We start from the raw sequence: 12,472 nt of genomic DNA, 5'->3' as shown, positions 1-12,472 counted from the left end.
CAAGCCAATGACTCGCAGAGATAACGGACATGTCCCTACGCACCCTGCTCACCGCCCTCCTGATGACCGTCAGCGCTTGCGCCATGGCCGCCACCGAAGTCGTCAACCTGAACAACCGCACCAGCGCCGACCTGTTACCGGTCGCGCAAAACTTCATCGGCAAGGACGGCACCGTCAGCGCCTACGGCAACCAACTCATCGTTAACGCCGAGCCCGCCAAGATCGAGGGATTGCGCGCACTGCTCGGCCAATTGGACACCCCGGCCAAACGCTTGCTGATCACCGTCGATACCAACGAGAACAACCAGCAGCACAGCGGTGACAGCCAGACCCGCATCATCAGCTACGGCACTGCCAGCCGCGACGGTGGCGTGCAGCAGATCCAGGCCAGCGAAGGCGTGCCTGCGCTGATCCAGGTCGGCCAGAGCGTACCGCTGACCACCACGCAGCAGGACAGCTACGGCCGCCTGCAGAACCAGACCCAGTATCGCAACGTCACCCAGGGCTTTTACGTGACCGCCAGCGTCACTGGCGAAACCGTACACCTGGCCATCAGTACCAACCGTGACCGCATGAGCCAGGAACGTCCCGATGTAGTGAACGTGCAAAGCACCGACACAACTGTCAGCGGCCGCTTGGGCGAATGGATCCCCCTGGCCGGCATCAATCGCGAAACCCAGGCGGACAAATCCTCTACAACCCGCAGCTACTCTACTCAGGGCCGCGATGACCTGACTTTACGGGTCAAGGTCGACACCCTGAACTGAAGCACCGAAAACTGACTGGCAAGTCGCATTAGACTAAAGATGTAGTGCCACAAAAAAAGCACTACAAAACATTTGACGAGCCAAAAAAGCATGGGCATGATGGCCTCGCTCCCGCTAATCAGGGGCCCTGGCAAGGGCCCTCGGATCGCTGCTCTAAGCTACCCACCTGAGCCGATTCGTGTCTGTACCGCCCACAAGGTGTGTTTGACGTTGGTTGCGACTGGAACGAAGTTGTCCCGAGGGACGGAAGCTAACCAGGTAACCCGGCTACACACTGATGGATCGTACAAAGGCCCACGACGCCCGAAGACCGTTCGCAGTTTGCCCTTACCTGCTCAACTCCCCCTTTGAGCCCCATCGTTCATCCCGTCGCCTACCTCCGTCAGATTCGACTTGAACACCAAAGCTTCTGGTCAGCGAGCAACCCTACCCAGGCAACGAATGCCGGGCTGGCAAACGGATACTTCAAACAAGACGCGACGAGGTTTTTCCCCATGGCACTGACACGCGAACAGCAAATTGCAGCCCTTGAAAAAGACTGGGCTGAAAACCCACGCTGGAAAGGCGTAACCCGCGCTTATTCCGCTGCTGACGTCGTCCGCCTGCGTGGCTCGGTTCAACCTGAGCACACCTTTGCAAAACTCGGCGCCGAGAAGCTGTGGAACCTGGTCACCCAAGGTGCCAAGCCTTCTTTCCGTCCCGACAAAGATTTCGTCAACTGCATGGGCGCCCTCACTGGCGGCCAGGCAGTCCAGCAGGTAAAAGCCGGTATCCAGGCGATCTACCTGTCCGGCTGGCAAGTGGCAGCGGACAACAACTCCGCTGAATCCATGTACCCCGACCAATCGCTGTACCCGGTGGACTCGGTGCCAACCGTGGTCAAGCGCATCAACAACTCGTTCCGCCGTGCCGACCAGATCCAGTGGAAAGCCGGCAAGAACCCGGGCGATGAAGGCTACATCGACTACTTCGCGCCAATCGTGGCCGACGCCGAAGCCGGTTTCGGCGGCGTACTCAACGCTTACGAACTGATGAAGAGCATGATCGAGGCAGGCGCTGCCGGCGTGCACTTCGAAGACCAGTTGGCTTCGGTGAAAAAATGCGGCCACATGGGCGGCAAGGTACTGGTACCGACCCAGGAAGCCGTACAGAAGCTGACCGCTGCTCGCCTGGCCGCTGACGTGGCCGGTACGCCGACCATCATCCTGGCGCGTACCGACGCCAACGCAGCAGACTTGCTGACCTCGGACTGCGACCCGTACGACCAGCCGTTCGTCACTGGCGAACGCACCCAGGAAGGCTTCTATAAAGTACGCGCCGGTCTTGACCAGGCCATCGCCCGTGGCCTGGCCTACGCGCCGTACGCCGACCTGATCTGGTGCGAAACCGCCAAGCCGGACCTGGACGAAGCGCGCCGCTTTGCCGAAGCAATCAAAAAGGAATACCCGGACCAACTGCTGTCCTACAACTGCTCGCCTTCTTTCAACTGGAAGAAGAACCTGGACGACGCGACCATCGCCAAGTTCCAGCGCGAACTGTCGGCCATGGGCTACAAGCACCAGTTCATCACCCTGGCGGGCATCCACAACATGTGGCACAGCATGTTCAACCTGGCGCACGACTACGCCCGCAACGACATGACTGCCTACGTGAAACTGCAGGAGCAGGAGTTCGCTGACGCCGCCAAAGGCTACACCTTCGTGGCGCACCAGCAGGAAGTGGGCACCGGCTACTTCGACGACATGACCACCGTGATCCAGGGCGGCACCTCGTCCGTGACCGCGCTGACCGGCTCGACCGAAGAAGAGCAGTTCCACTAAGTACCGCGTACACGGCCACTGCGGCCCCACGGAAGACCTAACCGCAGTGCCGCGCAACAATCACGCCCCGACTGGTTCGGGGCGTTTTTTTGCCTCAAAAAAAGGCTCATAGCCCCCTGTAGGAGCGAGCTTGCTCGCGAAAAACCTGAGAACACCGCTGGCTGGCTGGTTACCCGCGTTATCGTTGACGATTTTCGCGAGCAAGCTCGCTCCTACAGAGAGCGCGCGTATGAGCTGGTTTTTTGCGCAAAACATTGATCCAGAGCGGTATCCGCGCCAGCCCAATCGGGTAAAAGAGCCGTTGCAGCAACTAAGCAGCACTCAAGCAAGTAACGCTAACTTCCCGCGCCACATGAGAAACACTCGCTTAAACCCCACGCAAACAATATTCATTATCATTTGACACTTGAAAACTTCGTTACAGCTTAAACAAAACATATTTGATGAAAAGCCCGCTAATGCCCACACCACAAGGGCTACAGCCCCAAGAAGGTGCACTATGTGCTTATTCCACCGAATAATTTCGCCCTGGGAATTTTACTTGCCCGGTGTTTAGCCATAAAATCACCGCGATTGATTGCAGTGCGACATATCGTCACTGCATCGTTACTTTTTCGAGCTCAGAGACCTTTGCTCTCTGTTAAGGATTTCCAGCATGACCGACGCGACAGGACTCATGGCCCACAACTGGGGCTTTGCCATTTTCCTCCTCGGTGTTGTAGGCCTTTGCGCCTTCATGCTCGGCGTGTCCAGCCTCCTCGGGTCAAAAGCCTGGGGCCGCAGCAAAAACGAACCGTTCGAATCCGGCATGCTACCTACAGGTGGCGCCCGCTTGCGGCTCTCAGCCAAATTCTATCTGGTCGCGATGTTGTTCGTGATCTTCGATATCGAAGCCCTCTTTCTCTTTGCATGGTCTGTGTCCGTCCGCGAAAGCGGCTGGACCGGATTCGTCGAAGCTCTCGTTTTCATAGCAATTCTGTTGGCAGGTCTTGTCTACCTGTTCCGAGTGGGCGCCCTTGACTGGGCTCCGGAAGCTCGTCGCAAGCGGCAGGCGAAGCTGAAACAATGAGGCTTTGGCAATGCAATACAATCTCACCAGGATCGACCCGGATGCTCCTAACGAGCAGTACCCCATCGGCGAGCGGGAAACCGTTTCCGACCCGTTAGAAGATCAAGTCCACAAAAACATCTACATGGGCAAGCTGGAAGACGTGCTGAGTGGCGCGGTCAACTGGGGGCGTAAGAACTCCCTGTGGCCGTACAACTTCGGCCTTTCGTGCTGCTACGTGGAAATGACCACCGCCTTCACGGCGCCCCACGACATCGCGCGCTTTGGCGCCGAAGTTATCCGGGCCTCGCCGCGCCAGGCGGATTTCATGGTTATCGCCGGTACCTGCTTCATCAAGATGGCGCCGATCATCCAGCGTCTCTATGAGCAAATGCTCGAGCCTAAATGGGTTATCTCCATGGGTTCGTGCGCCAACTCCGGTGGCATGTACGACATCTACTCGGTCGTTCAAGGGGTGGACAAGTTCCTGCCCGTGGACGTCTACGTGCCTGGCTGCCCGCCCCGTCCCGAAGCGTTCCTGCAAGGCTTGATGCTGCTGCAGGAATCGATTGGCAAGGAGCGTCGCCCACTGTCCTGGGTGGTCGGTGATCAAGGCGTGTATCGCGCCGAGATGCCGTCTCAAAAGGAACAGCGCCGCGAACAGCGAATCGCAGTCACCAACCTGCGCAGCCCCGACGAAGTCTGATCCAGCCCGCTTCTTTTATAGAACGAAAACCTGGCTTCATTCTTTACGTTGACCGAAAGCGATAAAAAACCATGACTACAGGCAGTGCTCTGTACATCCCGCCTTATAAGGCAGACGACCAGGATGTGGTTGTCGAACTCAATAACCGTTTTGGCCCTGACGCCTTCACCGCCCAGGCCACACGCACCGGTATGCCGGTGCTGTGGGTGGCGCGTGCCAGGCTCGTCGAAGTCCTGAGCTTCCTGCGCAACCTGCCCAAGCCGTACGTCATGCTCTATGACCTGCATGGCGTGGACGAGCGTCTGCGCACCAAGCGCCAGGGCCTGCCGAGCGGCGCCGATTTCACCGTGTTCTACCACCTGATGTCGCTGGAACGTAACAGCGACGTGATGATCAAGGTCGCCCTGAGCGAGAGCGACCTGAGCGTCCCGACCGTCACCGGTATCTGGCCGAACGCCAGCTGGTACGAGCGTGAAGTCTGGGACATGTTCGGCATCGACTTCCCGGGCCACCCGCACCTGACGCGCATCATGATGCCGCCGACCTGGGAAGGTCACCCGCTGCGCAAGGACTTCCCTGCCCGCGCCACCGAATTCGACCCGTTCAGCCTCAACCTGGCCAAGCAGCAGCTGGAAGAAGAAGCCGCGCGCTTCCGCCCAGAAGACTGGGGCATGAAGCGTTCCGGCACCAACGAGGACTATATGTTCCTCAACCTGGGCCCGAACCACCCTTCGGCCCACGGTGCCTTCCGTATCATCCTGCAACTGGACGGCGAAGAGATCGTCGACTGCGTCCCGGACATCGGCTACCACCACCGTGGCGCCGAGAAGATGGCCGAGCGTCAGTCCTGGCACAGCTTCATCCCGTACACCGACCGTATCGACTACCTCGGCGGCGTGATGAACAACCTGCCGTACGTGCTCTCGGTCGAGAAGCTGGCCGGCATCAAGGTACCGGACCGCGTCGACACCATCCGCATCATGATGGCCGAGTTCTTCCGCATCACCAGCCACCTGCTGTTCCTGGGTACCTATATCCAGGACGTCGGCGCCATGACTCCGGTGTTCTTCACCTTCACCGACCGTCAGCGCGCCTACAAGGTCATCGAAGCCATCACCGGTTTCCGCCTGCACCCGGCCTGGTACCGCATCGGCGGTGTGGCCCACGACCTGCCGAACGGCTGGGAGCGCCTGGTCAAGGAATTCATCGACTGGATGCCCAAGCGTCTGGACGAATACCAGAAAGCCGCCCTGGACAACAGCATCCTCAAAGGCCGCACCATCGGCGTCGCGCAGTACAACACCAAAGAGGCCCTGGAATGGGGCGTCACCGGTGCCGGCCTGCGTTCCACCGGTTGCGACTTCGACCTGCGTAAAGCGCGCCCGTACTCCGGCTACGAGAACTTCGAGTTCGAAGTACCGCTGGCGGCCAATGGCGATGCCTACGACCGTTGCATCGTGCGCGTCGAAGAAATGCGCCAGAGCCTGAAGATCATCGAGCAATGCATGCGCAACATGCCGGCCGGCCCGTACAAGGCGGATCACCCGCTGACCACGCCGCCGCCAAAAGAACGCACGCTGCAGCACATCGAAACCCTGATCACGCACTTCCTGCAGGTTTCGTGGGGCCCGGTCATGCCGGCCAACGAATCCTTCCAGATGATCGAAGCGACCAAGGGTATCAACAGTTATTACCTGACGAGCGATGGCGGCACCATGAGCTACCGCACCCGGATTCGTACCCCAAGCTTTGCCCACTTGCAGCAGATCCCTTCGGTGATCAAAGGCGAGATGGTCGCGGACTTGATTGCGTACCTGGGTAGTATCGATTTCGTTATGGCCGACGTGGACCGCTAAGCATGAACAGCACGCTTATCCAGACAGACCGTTTCACCTTGAGTGAAACCGAGCGCTCGGCCATCGAGCACGAGCTGCATCACTACGAAGACCCGCGCGCGGCGTCTATCGAAGCCTTGAAGATCGTCCAGAAGGAACGTGGCTGGGTGCCAGACGGCGCCCTCTACGCCATCGGCGAGATTCTCGGCATCCCCGCCAGCGACGTTGAGGGCGTGGCGACGTTCTACAGCCAGATCTTCCGCCAGCCGGTGGGCCGCCACATCATTCGCGTGTGCGACAGCATGGTCTGCTACATCGGCGGCCACGAATCGGTGGTCAGCGAGATCCAGAACAAGCTGGGCATCGGCCTCGGCCAGACCACCCCGGACGGCCGCTTCACGCTGCTGCCAGTGTGCTGCCTGGGCAACTGCGACAAGGCGCCGGCGTTGATGATCGACGACGACACATTCGGTGACGTACAACCCGCTGGCGTCACCCAATTGCTCGAGGGCTACCCATGACCCTGACTTCCTTCGGCCCGGCCAACCTGATCAAGCGTTCGGCCGAGACTCACCCCCTCACCTGGCGCCTGCGTGACGACGGCGAGCCGGTATGGCTCGACGAGTACCAGGCCAAGAACGGTTACGCGGCGGCGCGCAAAGCCTTCGCCGACATGGCCCAGGACGATATCGTCCAGACCGTGAAGGACGCCGGCCTCAAGGGTCGCGGCGGTGCGGGCTTCCCCACCGGCGTGAAGTGGGGCCTGATGCCCAAAGACGAATCCATCAACATCCGCTACCTGCTGTGCAACGCGGATGAAATGGAGCCCAACACCTGGAAAGACCGCATGCTGATGGAGCAACTGCCCCATCTGCTGATCGAAGGCATGCTGATCAGTGCCCGTGCGCTGAAAACCTACCGCGGCTACATCTTCCTGCGTGGCGAGTACACCACCGCCGCCAAGCACCTCAACCGTGCCGTGGAAGAAGCCAAGGCCGCAGGCTTGCTGGGCAAGAACATCCTCGGTTCCGGTTTCGACTTCGAACTGTTCGTGCACACCGGCGCCGGGCGTTATATCTGCGGTGAAGAAACCGCACTGATCAACTCCCTCGAAGGCCGCCGCGCCAACCCGCGCTCCAAGCCGCCCTTCCCTGCCGCCGTAGGCGTGTGGGGCAAGCCGACCTGCGTGAACAACGTCGAGACCCTGTGCAACGTGCCGGCGATCATCGCCGACGGCGTGGACTGGTACAAATCCCTGGCCCGCGAAGGCAGTGAAGACATGGGCACCAAGCTCATGGGCTTCTCCGGCAAGGTCAAGAACCCTGGCCTGTGGGAGCTGCCGTTCGGCGTGACCGCGCGCGAGCTGTTCGAGGACTACGCCGGCGGCATGCGCGACGGCTACACCTTGAAAGCCTGGCAGCCAGGCGGCGCCGGCACCGGTTTCCTGCTCCCTGAGCACCTCGACGCACAGATGTATGCCGGCGGCATTGGCAAGGTGGGCACCCGGATGGGTACTGGCCTGGCGATGGCGGTCGACAACACGGTGAACATGGTCTCGCTGCTGCGCAACATGGAGCAGTTCTTTGCCCGCGAGTCCTGCGGCTTCTGCACCCCATGCCGCGACGGTTTGCCGTGGAGCGTCAAGCTGCTGATGGCCCTGGAAAATGGCGAAGGCCGCGAGGGTGATATAGAAACCCTGTTGGGCCTGGTCGGCTTCCTCGGCCCAGGCAAGACCTTCTGTGCTCACGCACCGGGCGCCGTGGAGCCATTGGGCAGCGCAATCAAATACTTCCGCCCTGAATTCGAGGCCGGTATCGCGCCAACACGCGCGGGCGAACTCACTCAGGTGGTAACACCGACCATGGTCGGTGCGTAGAGCTTAAAGAAGCGAAGGGTCCGTGCCCTTCGCTTTTCTCATGTGCTGACGCCTTCAAGGCTGTGTAGATGCACATGAATAACAAGATTCCATTAGCCACGCCCGCTGACAACGGGCCAACGAAGAACTTTGAACCATGGCCACTATCCACGTAGACGGCAAAGCGCTCGAAGTCGATGGGGCAGACAACCTGTTACAGGCATGTCTGTCACTCGGCCTCGACATCCCGTATTTCTGCTGGCACCCCGCGCTTGGTAGCGTCGGTGCCTGTCGCCAGTGCGCGGTCAAGCAATACACCGACGAGAACGACACCCGTGGTCGTATCGTCATGTCTTGCATGACCCCAGCCACCGACAACACCTGGATCTCCATCGACGATGAAGAATCCAAGGCGTTCCGCGCCAGCGTTGTCGAATGGCTGATGACCAACCACCCCCACGACTGCCCGGTCTGTGAGGAAGGCGGTCACTGCCACCTGCAAGACATGACGGTGATGACCGGCCACAACGAGCGCCGTTATCGCTTCACCAAGCGTACCCACCAGAACCAGGACCTCGGCCCGTTCATTTCCCACGAAATGAACCGCTGCATCGCCTGCTACCGCTGCGTGCGCTTCTATAAGGACTACGCCGGCGGAACCGACCTGGGCGTCTTCGGCGCCCACGACAACGTGTACTTCGGTCGCGTTGAAGACGGCGTGCTGGAGAGCGAGTTCTCCGGCAACCTCACCGAGGTCTGCCCGACCGGTGTGTTCACCGACAAGACTCACTCCGAGCGCTACAACCGCAAGTGGGACATGCAATTCGCGCCGAGCATCTGCCATGGCTGCTCCAGCGGTTGCAACATCTCTCCGGGCGAGCGTTACGGTGAACTGCGTCGTATCGAAAACCGCTTCAACGGTTCGGTCAACCAGTACTTCCTGTGCGACCGTGGCCGTTTCGGCTATGGCTACGTCAACCGCGAAGACCGCCCACGCCAGCCCCTGCTGGCCGATGGCGCTAAGCTGAGCCTGGACGGCGCGCTGGATAAAGCCGCCGACCTGTTGCGCGGCCGCAATATTGTGGGTATCGGTTCGCCACGTGCCAGCCTCGAAAGCAACTTCGCCTTGCGCGAGCTGGTGGGGGCCGAGCACTTCTACAGCGGTATCGAAGCCGGCGAGCTGGAGCGCATCCGCCTGGTCCTGCAAGTGCTGAACGACAGCCCGCTGCCGGTGCCGAATATGCGCGACATCGAAGACCACGATGCGATCTTCGTGCTCGGTGAAGACCTGACCCAGACCGCTGCGCGTATCGCGCTGTCCCTCCGTCAATCGGTCAAAGGCAAGGCAGAGGAGATGGCCGACGCCATGCGCGTACAGCCTTGGCTCGACGCCGCCGTGAAAAACATCGGCCAGCACGCGCTGAACCCGCTGTTTATCGCTTCCCTGGCTGAAACCAAGCTCGACGACATCGCCGAAGAATGCGTGCACGCCGCGCCGGACGACCTGGCCCGCCTCGGTTTCGCCGTGGCCCACGCCCTCGACGCCAGCGCGCCTGCCGTTGAAGGCCTGGACGCTGAAGCCGTTGAACTGGCCCAGCGCATTGCCGACGCCTTGCTGGCGGCCAAGCGCCCATTGATCATCGCAGGCACCTCATTGGGTTCCAAGGCGCTGATCGAAGCCGCTGCCAACATCGCCAAGGCCCTGAAGCTGCGCGACAAGAACGGTTCCATCAGCCTGGTAGTACCGGAAGCCAACAGCCTGGGCCTGGCCATGCTCGGTGGCGAGTCCGTGGACGCTGCGCTGCAAGCCGTGATCGACGGCAACGCCGATGCCATCGTGGTACTGGAAAACGACCTGTACACCCGCACCGCTGCCGCCAAGGTTGACGCTGCGCTCAACGCGGCCAAGGTGCTGATCGTCGCCGACCACCAGAAGACCGCCACCAGCGACCGCGCCGACCTGGTGCTGCCAGCCGCCACCTTCGCCGAAGGCGACGGTACCCTGGTCAGCCAGGAAGGCCGCGCCCAGCGCTTCTTCCAAGTGTTCGATCCGAAGTACATGGACGCCAGCATCCTGGTGCACGAAGGCTGGCGCTGGCTGCATGCCCTGCGCGCCACCCTGCTGAACCAGCCGATCGACTGGACCCAGCTCGACCACGTGACGGCTGCCACCGCCGCCAGTGCGCCGCAGTTGGCCCGCATCGTCGATGCCGCGCCGTCCGCCGCGTTCCGTATCAAAGGCCTGAAACTGGCGCGTGAGCCGCTGCGTTACTCCGGCCGCACCGCCATGCGCGCCGACATCAGCGTGCACGAGCCGCGTACCCCGCAGGACAACGACACCGCGTTCGCCTTCTCCATGGAAGGTTACTCGGGTTCGGCCGAACCGCGTCAGCAGGTGCCGTTTGCCTGGTCGCCGGGCTGGAACTCGCCGCAGGCCTGGAACAAGTTCCAGGACGAAGTCGGTGGTCACATCCGCGCTGGCGACCCGGGCACCCGCCTGATCGAAACCAGCGGTGACTCGCTGAACTGGTTCGCTGCGGTACCGCGTCCGTTCAACCCGGCGCCGGGCACCTGGCAGGTCGTGCCGTTCTTCCACCTGTTCGGCAGCGAAGAAACCTCTTCCAAGGCCACGCCGGTGCAAGAGCGTATTCCTGCCGCCTATGTGTCCGTGGCCAAGTCCGAAGCCGACCGCCTGGGCGTCAACGACGGTGCGCTGCTCAGCCTGAACGTGGCCGGCCAGACCCTGCGTCTGCCGCTGCGTATCAATGAAGAGCTGGGTGCCGGCCTGGTTGCACTGCCTAAAGGCATCGCCGGTATTCCGCCTGCCATTTTCGGCAAAACGGTTGACGGTCTGCAGGAGGCAGCGCAATGACTTGGTTCACGCCGGAAGTAATTGACGTGATCATCTCGGTGGTCAAGGCCATCGTGATCCTGTTGGCCGTGGTCGTCGCGGGCGCCCTGCTCAGCTTCGTCGAACGTCGCCTGCTGGGCTGGTGGCAGGACCGTTACGGTCCGAACCGCGTTGGCCCGTTCGGTATGTTCCAGATCGCTGCCGACATGCTGAAAATGTTCTTCAAGGAAGACTGGACTCCGCCGTTTGCCGACAAGGTGATCTTCACCCTGGCACCGGTGGTGGCCATGAGCGCCTTGCTGATTGCGTTCGCGATCATCCCGATCACCCCGACCTGGGGCGTGGCGGACCTGAACATCGGCTTGCTGTTCTTCTTCGCCATGGCCGGTTTGTCGGTGTACGCGGTGCTGTTCGCCGGTTGGTCGAGCAACAACAAGTTCGCCCTGCTGGGCAGCTTGCGTGCCTCGGCGCAAACCGTATCCTATGAAGTGTTCATGGGGTTGGCACTGATGGGCATCGTGGTGCAGGTTGGCTCGTTCAACATGCGCGACATCGTCGAGTACCAGGCACAGAACCTGTGGTTCATCATTCCGCAGTTCTTCGGCTTCTGCACCTTCTTCATCGCTGGCGTGGCCGTGACTCACCGTCACCCCTTCGACCAGCCGGAAGCGGAACAGGAACTGGCCGACGGTTACCACATTGAATATGCCGGCATGAAGTGGGGCATGTTCTTCGTCGGTGAGTACATCGGCATCATCTTGATCTCGGCCCTGCTGGTCACGCTGTTCTTCGGCGGCTGGCACGGTCCGTTTGGCATCCTGCCGCAGTTGGCCTTCTTCTGGTTCTTCCTGAAGACCGCGTTCTTCATCATGCTTTTCATCCTGCTGCGCGCCTCGATTCCGCGCCCGCGTTATGACCAGGTGATGGATTTCAGCTGGAGATTCTGCCTGCCGCTGACCCTGATCAATTTGCTGGTGACGGCTGCCGTCGTGTTGTTGAACACGCCCGCTGCCGCGGTTCAGTGAGGATTTGACCCATGTTCAAATATATTGGCGACATCGTTAAGGGTACCGGTACCCAGTTGCGAAGCCTGGTGATGGTGTTTGGTCACGGCTTTCGCAAACGCGACACCCTGCAATACCCCGAAGAAGCGGTGTACCTGCCGCCGCGCTATCGCGGCCGCATCGTACTGACCCGCGACCCCGACGGCGAAGAGCGTTGCGTAGCCTGCAACCTGTGCGCCGTGGCGTGCCCGGTGGGTTGCATTTCCCTGCAGAAAGCTGAAACCGAAGACGGTCGCTGGTACCCGGACTTCTTCCGCATCAACTTCTCGCGCTGCATTTTCTGCGGCCTCTGCGAGGAAGCTTGCCCGACCACCGCGATCCAGCTCACACCGGATTTCGAGATGGCCGAGTTCAAACGTCAGGACCTGGTGTACGAGAAAGAAGATCTGTTGATTTCCGGTCCCGGTAAAAACCCTGATTACAACTTCTATCGTGTTGCAGGTATGGCCGTTGCCGGTAAGCCAAAAGGCGCCGCACAAAACGAAGCCGAGCCGATCAACGTGAAGAGCTTGCTGCCTTAAGGAAG

General features: G+C 60.7%; 11 protein-coding genes. All 11 read left to right on the top strand.

Annotation, left to right across the window (positions count from 1 at the left end):
* Positions 1-29: 29 nt before the first annotated feature.
* Positions 30-767: a secretin N-terminal domain-containing protein gene (locus DK871_RS04020; protein ID WP_161904060.1), complete on the top strand. Its 738-nt coding sequence runs from the start codon at positions 30-32 to the stop codon at positions 765-767.
* A gap of 494 nt (positions 768-1,261) precedes the next feature.
* On the top strand, positions 1,262-2,587 hold the full coding sequence (gene aceA / locus DK871_RS04015) for an isocitrate lyase (RefSeq protein WP_003174717.1): 1,326 nt from the start codon (positions 1,262-1,264) through the stop codon (positions 2,585-2,587).
* Between the two features lie 130 nt (positions 2,588-2,717).
* Entirely contained in the window at positions 2,718-2,990 is a 273-nt protein-coding gene (locus DK871_RS04010; protein ID WP_161904059.1) for a hypothetical protein, read from the top strand.
* A 252-nt stretch (positions 2,991-3,242) separates the two neighbouring features.
* A complete protein-coding gene (locus DK871_RS04005) occupies positions 3,243-3,656 on the top strand; it encodes an NADH-quinone oxidoreductase subunit A (RefSeq protein ID WP_003192109.1) in 414 nt (137 codons plus the stop codon).
* A 10-nt stretch (positions 3,657-3,666) separates the two neighbouring features.
* Positions 3,667-4,341 (top strand): NADH-quinone oxidoreductase subunit B family protein, encoded by a 675-nt coding sequence (locus DK871_RS04000; RefSeq protein WP_003174719.1) that lies wholly within the window; start codon positions 3,667-3,669, stop codon positions 4,339-4,341.
* A 71-nt stretch (positions 4,342-4,412) separates the two neighbouring features.
* Positions 4,413-6,197, top strand: a complete 1,785-nt coding sequence (nuoC, locus tag DK871_RS03995) for an NADH-quinone oxidoreductase subunit C/D (protein ID WP_161904058.1) — start codon at positions 4,413-4,415, stop codon at positions 6,195-6,197.
* Positions 6,198-6,199: 2 nt separating this feature from the next.
* Positions 6,200-6,697, top strand: a complete 498-nt coding sequence (gene nuoE, locus DK871_RS03990; RefSeq protein ID WP_003174721.1) for an NADH-quinone oxidoreductase subunit NuoE — start codon at positions 6,200-6,202, stop codon at positions 6,695-6,697.
* The gene (gene nuoF / locus DK871_RS03985; RefSeq protein WP_161904057.1) at positions 6,694-8,052 is read left to right on the top strand and encodes an NADH-quinone oxidoreductase subunit NuoF; all 1,359 of its coding nucleotides are present in this window, start codon (positions 6,694-6,696) and stop codon (positions 8,050-8,052) included. Before nuoE ends, nuoF begins: the two co-directional genes overlap by 4 nt.
* Positions 8,053-8,188: 136 nt before the next feature.
* The gene (gene nuoG / locus DK871_RS03980) at positions 8,189-10,903 is read left to right on the top strand and encodes an NADH-quinone oxidoreductase subunit NuoG (RefSeq protein ID WP_161904056.1); all 2,715 of its coding nucleotides are present in this window, start codon (positions 8,189-8,191) and stop codon (positions 10,901-10,903) included.
* The gene (nuoH, locus tag DK871_RS03975) at positions 10,900-11,907 is read left to right on the top strand and encodes an NADH-quinone oxidoreductase subunit NuoH (protein ID WP_003174724.1); all 1,008 of its coding nucleotides are present in this window, start codon (positions 10,900-10,902) and stop codon (positions 11,905-11,907) included. Before nuoG ends, nuoH begins: the two co-directional genes overlap by 4 nt.
* An 11-nt stretch (positions 11,908-11,918) precedes the next feature.
* Entirely contained in the window at positions 11,919-12,467 is a 549-nt protein-coding gene (gene nuoI, locus DK871_RS03970) for an NADH-quinone oxidoreductase subunit NuoI (RefSeq protein ID WP_003174725.1), read from the top strand.
* Positions 12,468-12,472 lie beyond the last annotated feature (5 nt).

Origin of the sequence: Pseudomonas sp. L13 (assembly GCF_009935965.1) — a bacterium.
GTDB classification, from domain to species: domain Bacteria; phylum Pseudomonadota; class Gammaproteobacteria; order Pseudomonadales; family Pseudomonadaceae; genus Aquipseudomonas; species Aquipseudomonas lactis.
The sequence above is the reverse complement of the archived record's forward strand: the minus strand, read 5'-3'. Positions and strand labels throughout refer to the sequence as shown.